Raw genomic sequence first — 22,044 nt, 5'->3', positions numbered from 1 at the left:
ATACGATAACGCTTTTTTACTTGTTTGTCAATGGGTAACTCCGGAATTTATTTTACCAAATACCCACCATCCACCGGAATCACCGCACCGCTCACATAATCACTTGCATGGGAGGCCAAAAAGATAGCAGCTCCCTTCATATCATCACCGGTTCCCCAGCGGTGTGCCGGGATCCTCTCAGATATGGATGCAAACCTGGGATTCTCCGGGTCCATGAGCGCCTTGTTCATCTCAGTAGCCATATAGCCCGGCGCAATGGCATTCACATTGATCCCTCTTGCCAGCCAGTCATTGGTGAGTTCCTTGGTAAGCTGTGCCACACCGCCTTTTGACGCTGCATATGCCGGGATGGTCTGTCCGCCGAAGAAAGAATTCATGGATGCGATATTGATGATCTTGCCATATCCCTTTTTCAGCATCACCTTGGCCGCTTCCTGGCAGAGGATAAAGATACTGGTCAGGTTCACACGGATGACCTCATCCCACTCTTCCATGGGGAATTCCTCCGCGCTGTGGCGCCTCTGGATCCCGTGAGCCGTGAGGAGGATATCCACCTCACCGCCCAGCTTCTCCAAGCACTCACGGAATACACGGTAAATGTCCTGCCTGTCCCCCAGGTTTCCCTTGACGCCATGACATTTGAATCCCCGGTCCTTAAACTCCCCGGCCACCCGGTACACACTGTCAGAGGTTCCTACGATCACCACCTCGCAACCTGCCTCCATATATCCTTCTGCCATTCCATAGCCCAAGCCTCTGGTCCCGCCTGTCACGATCGCCTTTTTTCCGCTGATATCGAACAAATCCTGTGCATGCATCCTTTTACTCCATGTATCCGCCCTTCATAGGAGAGACGGCCCTTTCTGAAAAGATTTTTAATACGCCCTTCTCATATTTCACCGGCTTAGGCTGCCACTTACTTCTGCGCTCTTTTAAAACAGTCTCTATCTCTTCCGGAGTTTTCTTCTCCCCGGCGATCCCCACTATACGGAGCACACGGTTTGGAATATTTACCTCGATCAGGTCGCCCTCCTCAACCAGTGCAATGGGGCCGCCCTCCGCTGCTTCCGGGGAGATATGTCCGATAGCCGGTCCCTTGGATGCACCTGAAAATCTGCCGTCTGTGAGAAGGGCAATGGATGCACCCAGTTCTGCGTCAGACGCAATGGCTTCCGTGGTATAGAACATTTCCGGCATACCGCTTCCCTTTGGTCCCTCATAACGGATGATCACCGCATCTCCCGGTTTGATCTCATGGGTCAGCACCGCATGGATGGCATCCTCCTCACAGTCAAAGGGACGTGCTTTCAGAGTCGCCTCAAACATTTCCTTAGGCACCACGGTATGTTTTACCACTGCCCCTTCAGGCGCCAGGTTGCCATAGAGGATCGCAATACTTCCGTCTGTTCCGAATGGTTTGTCAAAGGGACGAATCACATCCTCTCTCTTCAGGCCTACCTGCTCCAGATATTTGTCACATTTATTATAAAATCCGTTCTTTTTCAGTTCTTCCAGGTTTTCGCCCAGAGTCTTGCCTGTGACGGTCATGACATCCAGATGGAGCATATCTTTGATCTCTTCCATGATCGTGGGAACGCCGCCTGCATAATAGAAGAACTGTGCAGGCCACTCTCCTGCGGGGCGGATATTCAGCAGATAATGCGCCCCCCTGTGCAGCCGGTCAAAGGTATCCCCGTCAATCTCTATGCCAAATTCTCTGGCGATGGCCGGAAGATGAAGCAGGGAGTTCGTGGAGCCGGAGATGGCAGCATGTACCATAATGGCATTCTCAAAGGATTTCATCGTCACGATCTTATCCGGTGTCAGGTCATGTTCTGCCAGCCACACGGACTGTTTCCCGGCCTCCCTGGCAACTGTGCGCAGGTCCTTGCTGGTAGCCGGCATAAGAGCGCTTCCCGGCAGCATCAGGCCCAGTGCCTCTGCCATGATCTGCATGGTGGAAGCTGTTCCCATAAAAGAGCAGGCACCGCAGGAAGGACAGGCATTCTGTTTGTAAAAAGTCAGTTTTTCCTGTGTGATCTCTCCGCGCTCGCACATGGCATTATACATACCGATCTGCTCCAGGGTCAGAAGGTCAGGACCTGCGTCCATGACACCGCCGGTCACGATAATGGACGGAATATTGACCCTTCCCACCCCCATCAGATGTGCAGGCATGCCCTTGTCACAGCTTGCCACAAAAACACCGCCGTCAAAAGGTGTAGCATTGGCATGGATCTCGATCATATTGGCGATCATATCTCTGGACGCCAGGGAATAGTTGATCCCGTCGTGGCCCTGGGCTTCCCCGTCACAGATATCTGTGGTGAAATACCTGGCGCCGTGTCCGCCTGCCTCTGCAACGCCTGCCCTTACCTCCTCCACAAGTTCCAGGAGGTGCCCGCTGCCGGGATGGCTGTCACCAAAGGTACTTTCAATCATAATCTGCGGTTTTGATAAATCCTCCAGTTTCCATCCGGTCCCCAGACGGAGCGGGTCTAATTCCGGTGCAATTTTTCTTAATTCCTGGCTTCTTAATTTCATAATCGTTCTCCTTTGATTAAATGGATCTAATGAATCGCTGCTTGATTTGGAATGGAATATTTCTAGCTTTCAAGACATCATACGTCGTATCTATTTGTATAGTACCACTTCTTTCCTCTGAGGTCAATAGGCCCGCTTATTTTATCCCTTTTGCTTATTTTTACCCTTTTATATTTATGCAGTTTTCACAAAAATACAGCCCCATAACCATCTGGGAAGGTCCCCTCCTGCAGTCCTTTCCGCACAACAAAAAATTCCGGGCTGACTAAAGCCCGGAAAGTCTTTCTATCTTATCCTGATTACTTGCCAGATGCTCTATCATGGCATCCTTTGCCGCCTGAGGACAGCGCTCCCTGATGGCATCCACGATCATCTGGTGGGTACGGACGGTTTCCTTTGTCAGGGAATAATCCGTAATGTTTATAAAAAGGGAAATACCCGTCTGGATCACAGGAATGATATTTGGCATGATCATGTTTTTGCTCATCTTTGCCAGCATTTCATGGAACTCAATATCCTTGTGCATATGAGGCTCCTCTTTATCACAAAGCTCCTTCACCTCATCCTCGATTCTCTGCAGTTCTTCTATTTCCTCAGATGTTGCCCGCTCCGCTGCCAATGCCGCAATCTCCGGCTCAATTATCATACGGACCTCACACAGATCAAGGCCAAGTCTTTTCTTGTCTTTCACAAAAGCAAATCCCAGGGGGTCATCCACCACCCCCGGCTTTTCACAGACAAAGGTTCCGCAGCCGCGGCGGATCTCCAGTATATTCCTGGAAACAAGAATCTTAACAGCCTCCCGTATGGTACCCCTTCCCACAGATAACTGCTGTGCCATATCAAATTCATTTGGCAGCTTATCACCGGCCTTCAGCTCCCTGTCCGCGATCAGGCTGATGATCTGCTCTGCCACTCTCTCCGGCAGTAGTTTTTTACTCTCATTCAACGACTCTAACATATATTTTTACCTCTTTGATCATTTAGTAACTCTTCGGTGCTCTCACAGTTCCCACATTGGCCAGGAGGCCAATCAGCTTGTATAACAGTTATGAACGGATATTTGCACATGTTTTTATATGCCCTGCACGGACACTGCTTGTCGAAGGTTTTCTGCATTTTTCAGCATTTGTCTACATATTATAGCACGTTCGTTTGAAGAAAGTCTACCTGGCACTGCATATAAATTAGATTCTTCCGGTAGGATGGTTATTGTTCAACCGTGTCCAGTAACACGCTTCGCGATGCACAGATATGGAGCATTCTGCCCCATATCGCACTGGCCGCCTCGGGATTTTCATGCTTCCAGCATGAAAACGCCTCCCGGTACAGTGGCCTGAGAACAGTAATGGCAGGATTCGTTGTTTCTCCTTTGTAATAAAAAATGCCGCCCGGAGGACATCTTCCTCCGGACGGCATCTATGGCATTATATGTTCACACTTACATCATAAGTCCCGGCAGGAAGCCCTGGAACAGAGAAAGTATGGATACAAATATCAGGATCGCCACGCCGGCAACAAAACCGCCGATACTCCATCCACGAATGGTATCCGTTACGGAGATCTTAAAGAACCGGCTGATCGCCCAGAATCCGGAGTCGTTCGGCAGTGAAAGGCCGATACCGCCTGCACAGATAGCGATCGCACACAGGATCGGGGATACACCGCCGGATGCAATCGTGCTGGACATAATAGCTGCTGTTGTCATAAGAGCAACCGTTGTGGAACCCTGTGCACAGCGGATGATCTGTGCGATCAGGAAACACAGTACCAAGATCGGGATGCTGAACTGTGACAGAGAACCTGCAACATAATCAGCGATACCGGTAGCCTGCAGAACTTTACCGAACGCTCCGCCTGCACCTGTGATCAGCAGGATCAAACCAACCTGGTCAGCAGCTTCTGTCATAATGTCCGTAGCTGTCTTTGTTATGTATTTTCTGGAGATGACAGCAGCGTAGATAACACCTGCCATCATAGCAAAGTTTTTGTTTCCGATAAATGTGACAAACGGAACGATCGCTGCATCTTTGCCAACTGCCAGCGGGACAAAGCTTCCCAGCAGAATCAGGATGATCGGAACGAGGAGGATAGAAAGTGCCTTTCCTGCGCTCATTTTTGCGCGTTCCTTTCCTTTTCCTTTGCCGCTCTTGGACATCTCTGCCTCTTCCTCATCCAGATCTTCAAAGGTGTAGAAGTGGTTGTTCTTCTGATCCTGTTTGTTCAGGATAGAACCATAAAAGATACCGCCCACGATCATTCCCACAAAAGCGGAAATCAATGCATAGAAGAAGAAAATACCAATCTCAATATTCAGCTCCTCAGCAACTGCCAGAGGCGGTGCTGTGGGGAGCACTAATGCGAAGGTACAAGTGGTAGCAACAGAGATCGCACAGGCAAATGTTACCATGGAAATCTTTGTTTTCTTGGAAAGTACGCGGAGCATGGGGGCAAACATGATGTAAACCACATCGCCGAACACCGGAATACCTGTGATAAAACCTGAAAGCGCAACAGCGATGGGGGATTTCTTCTCACCGAACGCACCTAAGATCTTATTGGAAATTGACTCGATACCGCCGGACTCAAACATGAATTTACCCAGCATTACACCAAGACCTGTTACCATACCGATACCGCCCAGTGTACCACCGAAACCGTCTGTAACGGTCTGTGCCACATCAGCCAGCGGCATATTTACCAGCACACCTGTGCCAAATGCAGTAAGCAGTAATGCCACAAAAGCATTCAGCTTAAATTTAATGATCAACAACAATAAAACGGCGATCGCCAGAATAAAAATACCTATCAGCAATGGCCCTGTTACCATTTCTCCTGAAAACATATACGTTTTCCTCCTTTTTCCCTTTTCCTGTTATCCTTGTCACTTCTTTTACAAGTAATAACACGTATGACCTCTCATCCATTCCATAATCCGACTATAACAAATCAGACGTCACACGTCAAGAGTAAATATAAATTATGTGAGATTATTATAAATTTTCAATAAACTTTTTGTGCATATTTTATACACACCCGCGCTTTATCGCAGTGCTAGCAGAAATACTCCGGGTATTTTTCAAGTATTTCCTGAAAGTGTCTCCGGTAAGTGCCCAGGTGCCTGTCATAAAAGTCTTTCAGATCAAAATCCACGGAGAGGCCCAGCAGCAGTATATGATATATATCTTTGTGCTCCTGATGTATGGCTGCAAGGTCCGTCTTATTCATGATCGCGTCCAGATAGCGCACTCTGTCATAGTGGGAGCTGACTTTTTTCATGGCATACCAGGTCTTCTGCTTCCCTGCCATTTCATAGATCAGATGATGAAATTCATCATCAAGTTTAAAGAACGGGTCTATTTTCTCCTCATTCTCCAGGGCCGCCTTTTGTCTGTCCAGGTTCTCCCTCAGGGCCATCATTCCCTCCTCCCGGAGATTACCCGCGATCTGGCGGATGATCTCTGGTTCTATCACAGACCTGAGAAAATACCCTTCCTTCAATATATCTATATGTATCATGGATACCCTGGAGCCGCTTTGAGGGAAAACGTCCACAAGAGATTCTTCCTTTAACATAATGATGGCTTCATGGATAGGTGTTCTGCTGATCCCCAGCAGTTCTGTCAGTTCCCCTTCATTTAATGTGGTCCCGGGCATGAGCTGCAGTGTCATAATATTACTCCGCAGCAGCCTGTAGGCATATTCCCGGTTGTTTTCCTTTGCTCGTTTTTCTGATATTTTCATCATCACGGTCCCCCTGTTATCTGTCTTCTGTATACTGAAGCGTAACACACCGCAAACATCTCGTCAACTTCTGCAGGGCGCAGGACAGAGGACGTCATACGTTTTGTGAATTCTATACAGAAATTCAATTTATATGTTGGCACTTTTTCATATTGTACTTTGCTTCTGCATTTGTTATAGTTATCCCAAGACAACTGATATATCAATTCATTCCATTCATCCATTCCATTTCGGCCGTTTTCTTAAACATTATGAAAACAGCAGCCGTCAATTAATATATCAGTTACGCCGCAAGACACGGGGCGTGTTCTCTATCAACTTTTTATTTTCCAAACAAAAGGAGTGTTCTAATCAAATGAAAGCTATAAAAGTAATCGAACCATTCAAGGTTGAAATCGTCGATGTTCCAAAACCTGAGATCAAAAATAAAGATGATGTGATCGTACGCATTACGTCCGGCGGTATCTGCGGCTCTGACATCGGTATATATAACGGCACCAATTCACTGGCAACTTACCCGCGGCTGATTGGACATGAGTTCGGCGGTATTGTAACAGAGGTGGGTCAGGATGTAACTGCCGTAAAAGTAGGCGACAAGGTTGCCGTCGACCCGGTTGTGAGCTGCGGACACTGCTATGCCTGCAAGATCGGACGCCACAACGTATGCTCTACCCTGGAAGTTATGGGTGTTCACAGAGACGGCGGATTTGCAGAGTTCGTATGTGCTCCCGAATCCAATGTCCACAAATTCCACAAGGATTTTGACGAATCTTTCCTTGGTCTGGTTGAGCCATTCACCATCGGTGTGGAGATCAACAGAAGAGGGCAGATCACAAAGGGGGATAAAGTTCTCATCATGGGTTCCGGTCCTATCGGTATTGCCGCCATGCAGGTTGCCAAGAGAAACGGCGCTGAAGTCATCATGACAGACCTGGTGAAGGAACGTCTGGACAAAGCCCTTTCCATGGGTGCAGATGAAGTGGTCCTGGTATCCGAGGAGAATCTGGAGGAGCGCCTCCTGAAGTTTACAGACGGTGAAGGTATCCCGGTCATTGTGGATACGGTCTGCATTCCTTCTTCCTTTGAACAGAGTGTACAGCTGGCTTGCCCGGCAGGACGTATCGTGGTCCTGGGACTGAAAAACGTACCTTCCCAGATCACAATGGCTGACATCACCAAAAAGGAACTGACCATAGCCGGCTCCCGCCTGAACAACAACTGTTTCGATGAAGTCATCGCAGGCTTTGAGGACGGCTCTCTGCACCCGGAACAGCTCATGACAAAATCCTATAATTACAAGGATGTTATGGAAGCCCTGACTATGATCACAGAGCATCCCCAGGATGTGCTCAAGCTGGTCCTGAAATTTGAAGACTAGTACTGGACTAATCCCTTTGATGGAAAACAGGAGGAATCTATGAACGAGATATACCTGACAAACGAAACTTCCGGCATCTCTCCAGCTGAAGTGGAGAAATGCATGGATGAACTGCTGGCCCAGTATCCCGGACTGAAAAAAGTCCTGATCATACCGCCGGACTTCACCCGCTGCTACTCCTACGCCGGGGAACTGACCCAGGTCCTCTATAAAAAGCTCTCCCCCACCGCCACTGTACATGTAATGCCCGCCCTGGGCACCCACATGGCAATGGACAGGGAGGAAAAAGAAAAGATGTTCGGCAATGTCGTGCCGGAGGAAGCATTTTTAGTGCATCACTGGCAGACAGACACCGTCTCCATCGGAAAAGTACCGCAGGAAGTCATTGAGGAAATATCCGGCGGTCTGTATTCCACGGATATAGAAGTGGAAGTCAATGAAAAGCTCATAAACGGCGGGTACGACTTGATCCTCTCCATCGGTCAGGTGGTGCCCCACGAGGTTGTGGGCATGGCAAACTACAGCAAAAACATCTTTGTAGGTGTAGGCGGACGCCAGATGATCAATAAATCCCACATGCTCAGTGCCATATGCGGCATGGAGAAAGCCCTGGGTGTTGCGGACTCCCCCGCGCGGAAAGTCTTTGACTACGCCCAGCAGCATTTCCTGGACGGAAAACTTCCCCTGGTATATATCCAGACTGTCACCACTTTAAAGGATGAGGATATCTGCCTGAACGGACTTTACACCGGACCTTCCAGAAAACCCTTTGAGCTTGCAGTGGAGCTTTCCGGCAAACTGAACATCTGCCATGTGGAGCGCAGGGCAAAAAAACTTGTCACCTATCTGGACCCATATGAGCTGAAGACAACGTGGGTGGGGAACAAAGGTATCTACCGGACAAGAATGGCTGTGGCTGACGGCGGAGATTTGATCATCCTGGCTCCCGGCGTCAAAGCCTTCGGTGAAAATGAAGAGATGGACAACATGACCAGGACTTACGGTTATAAGGGACGTGACTATGTACTGAAGCTGTTCAATGAAGGGGCCTTTGAGAACAGGATCATGGCTGCCGCCCATCTGATCCAGGGCTCTTCTGACGGACGGTTCAACATCACTTACTGTACAAAGCCGGAGAATCTTTCAAAAGAAGAGATTGAAAGCGTTGGCTATCAGTGGATGGATTATGAGGACGCTGCGTCCCTGTACGATCCGGATACTCTTCATGACGGATGGAACACTCTGGAGAACGGGGAAGAAATCTATTTTGTAAAAACCCCTGCCTTAGGACTTTGGAAAGTGGATTGATACTGACAGCAGAAGGCGCCGTTTCCCATGAAACGGCGCCTTCTGCTGTAAAGTTCCTTTTAAAACCATATGGCTCTTACGATCATCCATAGGAGCAACAGCCATATCATAACGATAGGGATTGCAAAATACCAGCGCTTCGGCTTTCCGTCCTTCCACATTTCTGCGGACCGGGTACAGCTCCGCTGCCATACCTCCCTGGGTATCAGTTTAACGGTTAATACTATCATTGCAGGCAGCAAGATCACATCATCCAAATATCCAAGAACCGGTATGAAGTCCGGTATAAGATCAATTGGAGAGAGCGCATAACCCAAAGTGATACCAGCCGCCAGTTTTGCCAAAACAGGTGTGTCTTTATCTTTCAATGCTAAAAAGACTGCCGGTATATCAGACTTTAATTTTTTTGCCCTTTCTTTTAAGTCCATAGGCTTCTGCCTCCGTTACATCCAATCTCATGACCTTATCCGGATTTCTTTTGGTTCCCCAATTCACTTTTTATCATAAAGGTAGATACTGAAAAAGGAAACGATATCTCCATTCCACTGCATATCCATGTTACAGTGCTTTGCCATTTTAGCTGCGTCTATGCAGTAGGCGGACAGGCAGGAGAATCTTTTCTGCTCCTGGACACATGGCTCTCCTGCCGGCATCTTACATTCCTCACACATATTGCACGGTCCGCACATAACATACATGCCGTTATCATCCAGGCCGTTCTTTCTCAGCGCTTCCACAGTACGGAGCGTCATCCTGGTATGTATTTTTTTAATTTGTTTTGTCTCAGCATCATCAAATATATTATTTACCGGTGTTCTGGACTGGAAAACCACTGCTTTTTTATACTGCATGACCCGGTTCTCCATTTCCTCGGGAGTTCCGCAGTAGGGAGGACATCCATAATTATTTCCATAGTTCCCACATTCATTCTGCTCACAAAACATACGAAATTCATGTTCAAATTCCAAATCCTCTGTACTCATCACGGCCGCTTTTGCAAACCCCGCTTCCTCAGCTGCTGCAATCATATCCTCTTCCCGCATATTACTGATTCTCCCTTCTATAACCCTTTTGTCTGCCGGGCTCCAGCTAAAGAGCGCGGACATTTTCACTCCCCGTGCAGAGACTCGGCCATCTACGGCTCCCCCTGCATCTCCGCGGGGATTTTTTCTGATGCAAAAATAAAGCTGCTGTCAGACAGATATCCTACAGCAGCTTCACACACTATTTTTTTACCTGCAGGAGGCCCGTGGGCGAATTTGTTAGACCAAGCTCTATACATTTGGGGTGCGGAGGAATATATAGAAACAAATTCGTCTCCACTGACCCTCCTGCTTTTTTGGATGCATAAATTCCTCACACAGGTTCCTGTTTCGTTCACGTTCTAAGCAGGCATTCCATATCAAATATCATAATGGATGGAAAACTTTCGTCGGAAGTATCAACCTTTTACTTATCCAAGCAGGTTTCCTGACTCACAGATCTGCACTTAACGCTCCTTCTCATATAATCTCTTATACAATGGATCTTTGCGCTTCGCTCCCTGTTCACAGTGACCGGATCGTCCAGGACTTACACCTGATTCCCTTTTCACCAGGATTCTTTAAAAGAGGGCAAAACATAACCCTGGTGCACTTGGTAAGCTGATATGGAATTTATACACACATATACATTAGCATACTGCCGACTGAATGTCAACTATTTCTCTTTAAATCGCACGTTTTCAGCGTTTTTCTTTGTTTTACTGCATTTTCATCTAGTACAGCATTGCGTAAGTTTCGGTGATAGAGTGCCTGATATTTTCGTCAGTGCAAGGCGCCGAAGCGACGGCGTAGCGGTTCCTACGACTAGCTTCGGCAACGCGGCACTGGCGTAAATAGCGGGTGCTATATCACTGGAACTTATGCAACGCTGTACTAGTTACTTGATACTTTTAATTTCTCAGAATAATATATTCTTCCGTGTCCCTTCCTATACCTTAAAATGCAGTACTTGCTGCTGCATAAGTTATGAAGTGCCCCGAACATGATCTGCTGTTGCTTTAAAACCAGCCGTGCGTTACTCTTTGCCTGGTACGCTGTCCATATCTTTCTGCCATCCTCTGACCGCCTCTGCAATCTCGGGGTAATTATGCTCATCCTCTTGCTGTAAGATTTCCAGGCATTTTTTTCTTCCTCTTTCTGTTTCCTCCCAATCCAAAAGTCCCCAATGCCTCTGTTCCAGCAGACACGCTTCTAAAACAGCCCATAATACGCCGCTGCTGCTTCTTTTCCATTTATGGACTTTCTCAACAGCCTCCTGTTCCTGTATATGATCATCCAGTCTCATGATACGGCTGGTCAGCACATCCTCTGTCAGTCCAAACCTTCCCAGACGCCTAAGCGCGTCATGCTGTACGGAAGCGCCAACGCCGCTCTGCCTGAAGAGAGCCTCTTTCACAGCCCTTTTCACAACCCGTCCAATCAGTTCTCCTGCCTTGCTGTAGCTCCCTGTCTCCGTCAGATGAAGGGAGGCATCCATATCTGATACCAAGATCACACCATCCGTACCGGACCCGGTGGCAATCCCCCATGAGTATCTGCTGGAAATACACAACTCCTGGATTGCCGCCGCCTTTGCCTCTGTACAGGTGATCAATGCCTTTGCAAGTGCGCCATCTGCCAAATCGGCATGGATGAACAGCATAATATTGATGGTTCCCAACGTTTTGGATGAAACTTTTTCCCAGTATCCCCTCTCCTCACACCACTCAGTGGGATCTCCTGCCCGCGCCCCGTTTACTTCAATACCGCCTGTGACTATGGCTGTTACCGTAAGGCTGCAAAAGCTCTCTGATAGAAAAACTGCATTCCGCATACTTGCCGCAGTCATGATACCGGCAGAGGTGTCCGGATCAAGGCCGATGATTTCTTTTGACACATACTGCATGTGGCTCTCATAGGTCCCGCCCCGCAGAGAGATTTCTTTATTTCCTTCCTGCTTACCGTCAAAATTATAGACAGCAGTCAGATCCGTGCGCATCCCGCCGTTATGAGGAGCAGAGCTGAGTACCTTTTTTCTTCCGTTGAACCTGACGGCAATATAGCTTTCACCTTCCAGAAGAGTATCCTTACTTCCGGGCAGCGTCTGTTCTTTCTGGGGTTTATTTATATCCATATTCTTATACACCTCCGGGTAGTTACAATGGCCTCTACTTCTTTTGTACGCCGTGCACCACCAGTCTGACTGAGGCGTCACTGGTACAGGTTGCCAGGGTGACTATCTTATCAGAAGTCGTCACCGGCACGTCCAGTTTTTCTTCCGATGCGTCTATGACTGTCTGAAGAAACTGCCGGAACGCCTGCGCGTTTTCAAATTTGATTTGAAAAGCCATATCCTTCTTGGTTGCATTTGCATCGTGATAGGAAAAAATCTGATACTCCTTCCACCCGTCTTCTGTATAAATCCAGAAGCAGGGATTGTTCTTCACGATTCCCTCGTCACGTATCTTCTTCATGTTTCCGAACATGGAGCCGTCCTTCATGTTATGGCCGTAAATAAAAGTATTATCATCCTTAAGATCCTTATTTCCATACGCATCCAGAAAAATACTCCCCACTGCGTTTTTGTCCCCTGAGAAGGTGTGCTTGATATAATAGGAATTGTCACTGTCCTGCATAACAGGATAATTGATTCCCAGTACCGGATAATACAGCCATCCCACCGTATCCGGGTTCTCCTTCTGCAATGCCTTTAGATCCACCTGTACATCAGGCACCCCGGCCTCATCACCGGTTTCAGGGGCGGGCTTGTCTTCATTCCCATCCATACCGGCTGTCTTCTGCACCTGTTGGTACTCCTCACCTGCCCGCTCATACTGCTTCTGCAGGGATACCATATTAAAAATGCCATACAGGATGATACAGGCTGCACCCAGAATGACCACATTTAATATCCTGTTTTTCTTTTTTTTCCCGGCAGTGTCTGTTCTTTCCTCTGCCGCCGTATTTTCCTCCGGTTTTTTCTCTTCTTCTGCCATATCCTACTCCTCGATCAGACCATATTTTGTTTTGATTCTCTCCAGTTTTTCAATCATGGGCTTACTTGCTATCAGGAGAAACAGAACGGTTGCCGCTCCATGCACCATATCCACCGGCAACCCGGACATGTAAATCGCCAGAAGGTTCCTCTTAGTCAGGGCATAAGACGTCATAATAAGGGATGCGGGATTCATGATCCCGCCGTATATGAAAAGTGCCGCCCAAAAACCATAGATGCAAAGAGATATCTTCCTTGCCTTGAGCCATCCTTTCTGAAACAAAATACCTGCCAAAAATCCGATAATACCCATGGCAAACATCTGCCACGGCGTCCACGGTCCCTGCCCAAACAGCATATTAGAAGCCAGCATGGAAACTGCCCCTACCAGAAACCCGGACTCTGCACCAAAGCACACGGCTGAAATGATCACCACCGCCATGACGGGCTTAAAACCGGGGACCATGAAAAATGCCGCCCTGCCTGCCACCGCTATTGCCGACAGGACCGCTAAGATCAGCATTTCTCTTGCCTGCGGCTTTCTGCTCTCAAATGTCATAAAAAACGGTATCATGGAATAGACCACGATCACAAGACTCACAACAAGATACTTCCTGTCCTCAAAGAAATATATACCGATCCATATGGTAAGCGGGATCAGCAGTATGATCAAAAGTATAGCAGTTAGGGTTCTTTGCGGCAGCTTTCCCTTGTTTTTGGGAGCTGTCAGCAAATCCGTGTATTCCAACAAGTTATATCTGGCAGGTTCCTCTTCCCCTGTATCCTCCCAAAAATCCGTATCCACCGCTCCGTCGCTTTTTCCGTCCAGAAAAGCATCCAGAAAACGGTCAAGTTTTTCATCCTGAAGCATCTTGTCTCCCCCCGATACAATCCCTGATTCCGGCAGCCACGTCCTCCACTGTCACAGCTTCAGGGAAAAACTGCCGTGCCATGCGGTTCGCTGCTGTTGTGTAAAAATTGTTTCCCGCAAAAAATTCTTTTGCAGGCTTATCCGTAACCACATTTCCCTCAAAAAACAGACCCACCCGGTCCGCATACCGGGCACAGAACTCTACATCATGAGAAATCAGAAGGATAGTGACCCCATGCTGTGTGAGCTTTTTCAGTATCTCACCTAATTCCTTCTTATAATGATTGTCAATCCCCTTGGTAGGCTCATCCATGAGGAGGATCTTAGGGCGCAGGAGCAGCACTTTTGCAAGGGCCAGCCTCTGCTGCTCCCCTCCGCTCAGGTCATAGGGGTGGCGTTCCAGTAGGTGTTCCAATTTGGTCAGGGTTACAATTCCTTCTATAGCCTCCCTTTTTTTCATCTCTATGGGAAAAGCATCACTTTTTCTCTCCCTCTCCCCATCCAGCAGTTCATATAAATCGGCACGCACCGTTTTCTTCACAAAAAGGCTCTGCGGATTCTGTGGCATGACACCGAGAAAACCGTGATACAGTTCATTGTCAGTATATTTCTCTATATTTTTTCCTTCCAGCCAGATTTTGCCTCTGTAGGGATACCGTATACGGGCGATCAAATTCATGGTGGTGCTTTTTCCCGTTCCGTTTCCTCCCACCAACGCAAAGATTTCACCCTTTCTTACATCCAGGGATAATCCTTTCACAACATCCGGAAGTTCCCGCTCATACCTAAACCAGATATCCCGAAGGCGTATCTCCGGTATGTCCCGGCCTGCTGATGTATATACCTTCTTCCCGGATTTGTGCCTGTCCGCATCTCTGCCTATCCCCATTTCTGCCTGTCCGCATCTCTGCCTGTCCGCATCTCTGCCATCGGAAGCACCGGATCTGTCTCTTCCCTCTGATGCCCTGGCTGTATTTTTTCCCAATTCCTGTTCCAGCCACTTTCTTCCCTGCCGTACGGTCAGCGGACATTCCTGCCTGCTATCTGTACCCGCATACACCTGCATAGGTGTGGGCATGGAGAGGAACATATCATGTCCCAGCTCTTTCAGCCTGCTGCCAATCTCTGAGGGGGTACCGTCTGCGATCATGCTGCCGTTGTCCATGACATACACCTTATCCGCCCAGGGGATGACATCCTCCAGGCGGTGCTCCGTCAGAATAACCGTGGTTCCCACATCCCGGTTTATCTTCCTCACAGTCTCAAGAAAATCCGAAGCTGCTATAGGGTCCAACTGGGATGTGGGTTCATCCAAGATTAAAAGCTTGGGATGCATTGCCATAACAGAAGCCAGGTTCAGAAGCTGCTTCTGACCTCCGGAAAGTTCACTTACGTTTCGCAAAAACCAGGCCTGAATACCGAAATAAGACGCCATCTCAGCCACCCTCAGCCGGATCGTGGCGCTGTCATATCCAAGGCTCTCCAGACCAAAAGCCAGTTCGTGCCATACCTTGTCCGTAACGATCTGATTATCCGGGTTCTGCAGTACATAGCCAATCTCAGCGCTTTGGATTCTCTCATCCACATGCTCCAGCTCTGTGCCAAAGTACCGCATACTGCCGCTTTTCCTCCCATGGGAGGCAAGAACTGTTTTCAACTGCCTTAACAGCGTACTTTTCCCACATCCGCTTTTCCCGCACAGAACCACAAAGCTTCCTTCCTCAACTTCCATATTTACCCCGGCAAGCGCGGGTTCCTCCTGCTGGGGATACATAAAACTGAACTTTTCTATCTCAATGCAATTCACAGTCAAATCCTCCCTGCATTTCTTTTTCGCCGTACATATATTCTTCAAATGTCACTTCCTCATTGGAAAATGCAGACCGTTTTGTCTTCTCCTCCTCTTTCATGTACCAGGGAATATTTCTGTCCAGACACATCTTCTTCTCCAGCCTTTTAAACCGTACATCTTCCCACACTCCCAAAAGTACAGGAAAACTGCAGAAAAGAGCCCACGCCAGGTATGTAATGACACTCCAGGGTGTCAGAGGTATCCCGCCAATTTTAATCACCGGGTCATACTGTGCAAAAGAGAAGCCTATGTAAAATCCCAGAAAACTAACTCCCATCAGGCCGCCCAGGAATCCCGTAATGAAGGTATCCCTCCTGTCAAAATAATAGATGGAGAAAGCAGAGCGGCCCTTCAGCCCATATCCCCTGGCCCTCATGGAATCAGAGGTGTCAATGGCATTTTCCAGCGCCCATGTTATAAGAATAGACAATGTGGTGATGCCATAGCGGATTTTTTGAAGCAGCCTGCCATTGCTCATATCCCGTCCCACACATTTCTGTCCATTGCGTATCACTTTAAGATGGGCACTGAATTTGGGCACAAAGCGGAATACCATGGACAGTACCAGCGAAAGCGCAGGGATGACCCGTCCGAACAGATATACAAATTTATCCGTTGTCATCACCTCGTTATAACAGGTGAACCACAGGATGGCTATAAACAGCATGGAGGACAGCACAATACCATATACAATGGCCTCCAGTGTCACCGGCCCTGTTTTCAGGTAAAAAAGCGTGGTAACTCCATAGTGGTTAAATGCAGGATTGATAAATGCCACAATGATCATTGCCGGCAGCGTAAAAGTCAGGTTGAATTTCACCAGCGTTTTCCATCCTTTCAGGCGCAGCGCATACAGGGTAGCACCGAAAAAAGAAATGCCCAGCAGTACAGGATGGCTGAGAAACATGGTGACAAAAAGCACCGTGATAAAATAAAAGAAATTCACTGCAGGATGACAGGAGGAGAACGCATCCGCCCGCTTATTCATAATACTGATCCCCCACATCACGTCCCAGGTCGCAGGTGTAGCGCCATTCTATCACATCATTGTCACTTACCTCATACTGGGAACAGCCGTAGTTGGGATACCAGCCGTTTACACTGTACATCCAGCCTGACAGTTCACCGCAGTCAAATTCATAGAGCTGGTTGATCCCTTCTACATAATAGGAGCCGTAGGCTGGTGTATACTTTGCACTCATTTGAATTGAAGTATCTTTACATACCCTGTAGAGTACATCATATACTGTCTCACCCGGAGAGTACTCCACCTGGGACGAATATAGGATCCAGCCGTCGGAAGGCACAAAATCCGCCTTTGATGTTTCAAGGTTGTCCCAGTTGTTTAAAATGGTTGAACACTCAATTGATATGATGCATGTATGAGATGTTCCCTGGTTATCCGTGTTTTCATCAGGTGTTTCACCACTCGGGTTTTCTGTTGTCTGTCCCGATCCATTTATCTTATTCTCTGCGGTCGTATTATTTTTATCAGTACCTTTGGTCTTGTCTTTGTCCTCCCCATTATCTGTTTTGTCATCAGAAGTTTTATTTGAAACGTTATCCTCTTTACTCTTACCGGCAAGTACATAATAAGTGTCTCCCACTTCTAATGCCTTAAAAGAGAGCACGGTCAGCTCCTTATCTCCGACTCCTGAGCTTGTTTCTATCTCAACATCGCAGATTTTCTTTGCTTTGCCATCCACATATTTGCAGAGAATCGCTGTATCTGCATCCCATTTTTCATTCAAGGTAAGATTCAGGGATGCAGGTGCCACCAAGTTCATTTTTTCCAGTGTAATACCCAGTCCGTATGGGGCATTCCCCCCCGCCTTCTTTACCTCCTCTGTTTCATCATCAGGGAATGCGATCTTTAAGTTTTGTTCATCCGGATTTTTTATCTGCTTGCCTTCATAGGTCCATATGTAAGTAATACCTTTATCTCTATCTTTTCCGGAAAATTGGAATGTTCCGTCTTCACCTGATATTGTCTCTATTTGGGCAGCCGTAATAATACCGTCATCCGGTATTTGATTTATTTTTTCAAGACCCTTAACGGTTTTATCTTTTTTTTCTACGGTATCGCTCTTTTCAAGCTGTGTAATCTGGCTGCTATTTATTTTTTGGCTGCAGCCTCCGTTGACCAGTACTGCCAAAGCCAGTAAAAGGATCGGGAATATTTTATTTCTTCTTCTCATTTATTCTGCCTCCAACACAGCACCGAAAGGGAGAGTGCCTACAGACATTTTCTCCCTTTTCATGCTAATTTTTTTTCTTGAAGTACACACAAACACCGATCAATGAGGCACCGCAAGCTATACAGAGTATATAAGGCAATGTATTTTTGTTAAATACCTTGGCCAATCCTTGTCTGCTCTCACTTCCGCCGGCGCCGGCGGCGGCTTCTGCTGCACCATGAGCTGCTGTCGTTCCCGCATCACTGCCAGTTTCGGGCTCGTAAGTATCTCCGTTAAAACTCCAGGGTACCTCTTCCTTACCCTTTTTGGAATCACTTCCCTCGGTCTTCTTCTTGGCTGTGCTGCCACTGTCCGCTTTTTTCTTTCCGCTTCCGTCTGCTGTTTTACTGGTTGAGGACTGGGTGCCTCCCGTCTGCTTTGAGCTTACAGAACCGGATTCTGATGATACCTCCTCCTGCAGACCTGTTCCCTTGCCGTCACCGGTCCCGCCAGGCTCTACAACCAAATCTGACATATCGTAAAGGCTGGTCTTTTTATCCAGAAAGCGCCGGTAAGCTACCAAAGAATAGAACCCCTGCCCTGTTGCCAGTCCATCCACAGTCCCCGGTTCAGCACCTCCGTTATTTTCTGCTCCGGCCTTTACATGCATAAATCCGCTGTCCTTTATATGGTATGAGATCATATTTTCAACAATCCACTTTCCATTCTTTATAAACCTGGGGTCTGTCTGAGGATCAATACCCAATGCACTAAGCGCTGTAAGGATCTGAGCTCCCGATTCAGAGGTTTCCACATTCATGGTTGCAAATCCACCGCTGGATAGCTGCATACTGCCAAGATTGTCCAGTGCTTTATCAATCGCTTTTGTCACCTTGTCATATCCATCCTTCTTATAATAGGGTGCCAAAGCCTGCAGAGCCATACCCGTCATATCTGAGTCAGCTATTTTGCCGGTCAGCGTCCACCCGCCATCCTTTACCTGCGCATCCACGATATAATCTATCAGCTTCTGCTCCGTTGTCCGGTTAGAGATTCCGCTCACCTCCGGAATGGTATAATCCGGATGGCAGTTAAGTGCGATCAAAGCCCATATGGGACCATTACGGCCCTGTGATGTTACCTTATCGAAATCAGCAAGATACTCTAACAGATTATATCCTGCAACATCTCTGGCGTCCTTTCCTATAGCGGTCACTGTCAATATTGTTTTACTGTACTCAGAATATTTTTTTGTATCTGTAAGTTTCCCTTTCTTTTCAACAATATAATTTGCCAGATGGTTATAATATGTAGAAAAGTAACTGTCATCCAAATTTGATCCGTTGCGGGCAAGGGCAATAACATACCATTCACTTCCGATTGTTGGACTCTTATCTACCTTGAGAACATATTCTTGTGTCTCTGAAAGCACTTCCGCCAATGGCCGGGACAAGGCATTTGCCTTTGTTATAACCTTAACCTTTACAGTTGCCTTAACAGATGACTTATCTTTCACAGATGCGGATACGGCAGCTGTTCCTTCCTTTTTAGCTGTGATCACACCATTGCCGTCAACAGCCACAATAGAAGGATCTGAACTTTTCCACTCATAATCCACCTTACTGGTGGCATCAGATGGGATCTTTTCAGGATTTAATGTCTTACTGTTTCCTTTTGTGATCTGGATCTGATTTTCAAGACTTAAACCGGTAAGCGGAATCGGAACGTCAACCACTAAATACAGTCCGCTTGCTTTTACCTTGGTGGAAATTGTATCCTTCCTGCTATTGATCTCCGCTTTACATTTCTTCAAATTTCCATTCTGATAAGAGAACAGTATAGGATTTTCCATGGAAGACAGCTTATTTACCGTAAAAGTCAGTGTGATATTTTTTTCCTGTTCATAGCTTTTTCCGTCCCTGATATCTGTATAGGACAAATTCCATGCTACCTGGGGTTTTTCAGCGTTTTTATATTTTTTGCTGATTGCTTTTTCTGCTTTCTGTGTATCCTTGGTTATTTCGGCATTTGTTTTTATATACCAGTAGCTGTCTGCATTTACGCCATTATGGCTATGTATGCTGCTCCCTATCCGGTTTTTAACTTCCCCGATCTTTTCTGCTGTACTCTCTTCTATTGACAGCAAGTCTTTACATTCATCATAGACGTCTGCAGCTTTGAGAAAGTTTTCCGTCTCAGCCGATTCCAGATCCACTTCAGTAGTGATATCCATGATCTGCGCGGCATCCGTGATGAGCCGGGACAAGGCAGAAAGTGCCCATGTCAGCTGATCCTCTGCCCCTTCAAAAAGCTGCCCCTTCTGAGCATCGTCCAGCATATGATACTCTTCTGCAGCCTCCCTGATCAGGGCGGCTTCATCCAGCGTCAAATTTCCGGGCAGAGATGCCAGGATACTGTTCACTGTATGAACTTGTGCCTCCAGCTCTCTCATTCTTTTCACAGCGCTGTCCAGTTTATTTTTGAGAGAAGTATCTATCAAAGCCTTCTCCTCCGCCTTCAGCCCCGCATATGCAGCCTGTGCATCCTCCACTGATTTTCTGCTGTCCATGTTCAAGGCAGACAGGGATGGGATCTGCCCTATAAGACCTTCGGCGGTATATACATTTGCATATTTTTCCTGAAGTGTCCCCATCATAGTTACACATCGGTCCAGCTTTTGTTCCAGTTCTGTCCGGTGTTCGAGATAAGACTTTGCCTCTTCCGATAATGACTGAAATGCGCCAAACGCCTCCGCCACCTGAGCGGCATCCTGAATCGTTAAATCCCCGGCCTTCGGAAGTGCCTCAACAAGAGCCGCTGCCGCCTCTGCCATCTCCATAGCATTTCCCACCGTCACCTGACAGGATGCAGCTATCTGCGTTCCCGATTTTACAACCGTGATGACTGCATTTCCTGTGGAAACCGCTGTCACCAGTCCTTCCTGTGAAACCACAGCCACATTATCATCACTGCTGCTCCATTCCAGACAGAGCGCCTCTGTGGCATTGGACGGTGTGCCCGTCACGTTAAGCTGATAAGTCTGTTCCGCCTCAAAAAACAATGCTGTCTTATCCAACGCGATCGCTGTAAATGGCCTGGCTGTAACCGTGACTTTACATGAGGCGCTTACTCCGTTTTGTGTGGTTGCCGTTATGTCTGTTTCCCCGGGTGTATGAGGTGTAACGTTGCCTTTGTTATCAACACTGGCTATGGATTCGTCAGAAGTACTCCATACAACCTTCTTAAATAAAGTCTCCTCCGGATATATATCCGCTGTAAGCTGCACTGCCGGGTCATTGTCATACAAAGTCAGATCATTACTGGAGAGAACCACCCTTTCCGGCCATACCGTCTGTGTCTGAGGAAGATTTTTAAGCGCACTGTCCACTTCACTCTGGGAAGCATTCAGTTTCTGCATTACTGTCAGCGCTGTTTTATATGCCTCTTTCTCCTCCTCTCCTTGAAGCCAGGAGTCTGTATCCTGATTAATATATGCAATTTTTTTCAGCAGTTCTGACTTATCTGCCTTCTTGTAAATGGAACCATAGGCATTTGTTCCTTCTATATCAAGTCCGGTTCCATATAAGCTGAACTGTATCCGCACAACGTCTCCCGCCTGCAGTTTGTAGCCATTCATACTATATCCTGGAAACGTTTCATTAACGGAATACATCCATCCAGATGTTGTGGTACCTGCATTCTCGTCTGAATATGAAAACTCGGTAAGGTTGGGCTTATATTCATTTACTAAGCTGTCATCCAGCTTATATCCATCCTTCTTTGCCTTGTCTTTAATAACTTGGGGAACTCTCAGGGGCAGTCCATCCCCGTCAGCGTCGGAAATACCCTCCAGATACCAGCCATAAGAGCTGTCCTTCGTTACAATACAGGGGTATCCCTGGCCTTCCATATACCGTTCCAGAAGTGTGGACACCGTGTCACCGCTCTGCAGCGGCACCACGTCCGGCACCGTCACCCAGCCTTTGCCCAAAGCAAAACGCTCTACAGACAAAACCACGGAATTGGAAGCATCCCGGGCCATGACCGGCGCCGGAGTACCCAGCGCCAGTCCCAGACCAAAGAAGCATGCCATCAGGAAAGCCCATATTCTTTTAAATGTCATTTTCCTTCTGTTCATACGCTTCCTCTTTTC

At 47.5% G+C, this 22,044-nt stretch carries 16 protein-coding genes and 1 riboswitch; of the genes, 2 read left to right on the top strand and 14 right to left on the bottom strand.

What is annotated here, in order from left to right:
• Positions 1-47 precede the first annotated feature (47 nt).
• The 5 genes from CI595_RS15270 to CI595_RS15250 all read right to left on the bottom strand — a co-directional run bounded on the left by CI595_RS15270 (position 48) and on the right by CI595_RS15250 (position 6,291).
• Positions 48-818, bottom strand: a complete 771-nt coding sequence (locus tag CI595_RS15270; protein ID WP_095174498.1) for an SDR family NAD(P)-dependent oxidoreductase — start codon at positions 816-818, stop codon at positions 48-50.
• A 4-nt stretch (positions 819-822) separates the two neighbouring features.
• Positions 823-2,544 (bottom strand): dihydroxy-acid dehydratase, encoded by a 1,722-nt coding sequence (gene ilvD / locus CI595_RS15265; protein ID WP_095174497.1) that lies wholly within the window; start codon positions 2,542-2,544, stop codon positions 823-825.
• A 265-nt stretch (positions 2,545-2,809) separates the two neighbouring features.
• The gene (locus tag CI595_RS15260; RefSeq protein WP_065543984.1) at positions 2,810-3,505 is read right to left on the bottom strand and encodes a FadR/GntR family transcriptional regulator; all 696 of its coding nucleotides are present in this window, start codon (positions 3,503-3,505) and stop codon (positions 2,810-2,812) included.
• Between the two features lie 480 nt (positions 3,506-3,985).
• Positions 3,986-5,389, bottom strand: a complete 1,404-nt coding sequence (locus CI595_RS15255; protein WP_095174496.1) for a GntP family permease — start codon at positions 5,387-5,389, stop codon at positions 3,986-3,988.
• Between the two features lie 209 nt (positions 5,390-5,598).
• Positions 5,599-6,291, bottom strand: coding sequence for a GntR family transcriptional regulator (locus CI595_RS15250; RefSeq protein WP_243135179.1), 693 nt, complete (start codon positions 6,289-6,291; stop codon positions 5,599-5,601).
• A gap of 352 nt (positions 6,292-6,643) precedes the next feature.
• Here CI595_RS15250 and CI595_RS15245 point away from each other — a divergent pair, with 352 nt between their 5' ends.
• Positions 6,644-7,666, top strand: a complete 1,023-nt coding sequence (locus CI595_RS15245; RefSeq protein ID WP_162291888.1) for a zinc-binding alcohol dehydrogenase family protein — start codon at positions 6,644-6,646, stop codon at positions 7,664-7,666.
• A 39-nt stretch (positions 7,667-7,705) separates the two neighbouring features.
• Positions 7,706-8,974, top strand: a complete 1,269-nt coding sequence (locus tag CI595_RS15240) for a nickel-dependent putative hexonate epimerase (protein WP_095174493.1) — start codon at positions 7,706-7,708, stop codon at positions 8,972-8,974.
• 59 nt (positions 8,975-9,033) lie between these two features.
• On the opposite strand, the gene CI595_RS15235 is transcribed toward CI595_RS15240, so the two are convergent.
• The 9 genes from CI595_RS15235 to CI595_RS15195 form a co-directional block, all read right to left on the bottom strand.
• The gene (locus CI595_RS15235) at positions 9,034-9,402 is read right to left on the bottom strand and encodes a YkvA family protein (protein ID WP_095174492.1); all 369 of its coding nucleotides are present in this window, start codon (positions 9,400-9,402) and stop codon (positions 9,034-9,036) included.
• 63 nt (positions 9,403-9,465) lie between these two features.
• Positions 9,466-10,017, bottom strand: coding sequence for a DUF2284 domain-containing protein (locus tag CI595_RS15230; protein WP_162291887.1), 552 nt, complete (start codon positions 10,015-10,017; stop codon positions 9,466-9,468).
• Between the two features lie 414 nt (positions 10,018-10,431).
• Positions 10,432-10,613, bottom strand: a riboswitch (cobalamin riboswitch).
• Between the two features lie 419 nt (positions 10,614-11,032).
• Positions 11,033-12,130, bottom strand: a complete 1,098-nt coding sequence (locus CI595_RS15225) for an adenosylcobinamide amidohydrolase (RefSeq protein ID WP_095174490.1) — start codon at positions 12,128-12,130, stop codon at positions 11,033-11,035.
• Between the two features lie 34 nt (positions 12,131-12,164).
• Complete coding sequence (gene srtB, locus CI595_RS15220; protein WP_095174489.1) at positions 12,165-12,992, bottom strand: class B sortase; 828 nt, start codon at positions 12,990-12,992, stop codon at positions 12,165-12,167.
• A gap of 3 nt (positions 12,993-12,995) precedes the next feature.
• Positions 12,996-13,862 (bottom strand): ECF transporter S component, encoded by an 867-nt coding sequence (locus CI595_RS15215; protein ID WP_095174488.1) that lies wholly within the window; start codon positions 13,860-13,862, stop codon positions 12,996-12,998.
• Entirely contained in the window at positions 13,849-15,636 is a 1,788-nt protein-coding gene (locus CI595_RS15210) for an ABC transporter ATP-binding protein (RefSeq protein ID WP_187144035.1), read from the bottom strand. The genes CI595_RS15215 and CI595_RS15210 overlap by 14 nt, the downstream gene beginning before the upstream one ends.
• Before the next feature lie 19 nt (positions 15,637-15,655).
• A complete protein-coding gene (locus tag CI595_RS15205; protein WP_095174486.1) occupies positions 15,656-16,702 on the bottom strand; it encodes an energy-coupling factor transporter transmembrane component T in 1,047 nt (348 codons plus the stop codon).
• A complete protein-coding gene (locus CI595_RS15200) occupies positions 16,695-17,912 on the bottom strand; it encodes a DUF4430 domain-containing protein (RefSeq protein WP_095174485.1) in 1,218 nt (405 codons plus the stop codon). Before CI595_RS15200 ends, CI595_RS15205 begins: the two co-directional genes overlap by 8 nt.
• 64 nt (positions 17,913-17,976) lie before the next feature.
• On the bottom strand, positions 17,977-22,029 hold the full coding sequence (locus tag CI595_RS15195) for an Ig-like domain-containing protein (protein WP_095174484.1): 4,053 nt from the start codon (positions 22,027-22,029) through the stop codon (positions 17,977-17,979).
• Between the last annotated feature and the right edge of the window lie 15 nt (positions 22,030-22,044).

It is taken from the genome of Blautia hominis (genome assembly GCA_002270465.1).
Taxonomy (GTDB): Bacteria; Bacillota; Clostridia; order Lachnospirales; family Lachnospiraceae; genus Blautia; species Blautia hominis.
Note: the sequence above shows the minus strand (reverse complement) of the source record. Positions and strands in the feature narration are given on the sequence as shown.

Bases quoted from the DNA above. Each gene is read 5' to 3' on its own strand.
- CI595_RS15270 (WP_095174498.1), bottom strand. From the start codon at position 818: ATGCATGCACAGGATTTGTTCGATATCAGCGGAAAAAAGGCGATCGTG.
- ilvD (WP_095174497.1), bottom strand. From the start codon at position 2,544: ATGAAATTAAGAAGCCAGGAATTAAGAAAAATTGCACCGGAATTAGAC.
- CI595_RS15260 (WP_065543984.1), bottom strand. From the start codon at position 3,505: ATGTTAGAGTCGTTGAATGAGAGTAAAAAACTACTGCCGGAGAGAGTG.
- CI595_RS15255 (WP_095174496.1), bottom strand. From the start codon at position 5,389: ATGTTTTCAGGAGAAATGGTAACAGGGCCATTGCTGATAGGTATTTTT.
- CI595_RS15250 (WP_243135179.1), bottom strand. From the start codon at position 6,291: ATGATGAAAATATCAGAAAAACGAGCAAAGGAAAACAACCGGGAATAT.
- CI595_RS15245 (WP_162291888.1), top strand. From the start codon at position 6,644: ATGAAAGCTATAAAAGTAATCGAACCATTCAAGGTTGAAATCGTCGAT.
- CI595_RS15240 (WP_095174493.1), top strand. From the start codon at position 7,706: ATGAACGAGATATACCTGACAAACGAAACTTCCGGCATCTCTCCAGCT.
- CI595_RS15235 (WP_095174492.1), bottom strand. From the start codon at position 9,402: ATGGACTTAAAAGAAAGGGCAAAAAAATTAAAGTCTGATATACCGGCA.
- CI595_RS15230 (WP_162291887.1), bottom strand. From the start codon at position 10,017: ATGCGGGAAGAGGATATGATTGCAGCAGCTGAGGAAGCGGGGTTTGCA.
- CI595_RS15225 (WP_095174490.1), bottom strand. From the start codon at position 12,130: ATGGATATAAATAAACCCCAGAAAGAACAGACGCTGCCCGGAAGTAAG.
- srtB (WP_095174489.1), bottom strand. From the start codon at position 12,992: ATGGCAGAAGAAGAGAAAAAACCGGAGGAAAATACGGCGGCAGAGGAA.
- CI595_RS15215 (WP_095174488.1), bottom strand. From the start codon at position 13,862: ATGCTTCAGGATGAAAAACTTGACCGTTTTCTGGATGCTTTTCTGGAC.
- CI595_RS15210 (WP_187144035.1), bottom strand. From the start codon at position 15,636: ATGTATCCCCAGCAGGAGGAACCCGCGCTTGCCGGGGTAAATATGGAA.
- CI595_RS15205 (WP_095174486.1), bottom strand. From the start codon at position 16,702: ATGAATAAGCGGGCGGATGCGTTCTCCTCCTGTCATCCTGCAGTGAAT.
- CI595_RS15200 (WP_095174485.1), bottom strand. From the start codon at position 17,912: ATGAGAAGAAGAAATAAAATATTCCCGATCCTTTTACTGGCTTTGGCA.
- CI595_RS15195 (WP_095174484.1), bottom strand. From the start codon at position 22,029: ATGAACAGAAGGAAAATGACATTTAAAAGAATATGGGCTTTCCTGATG.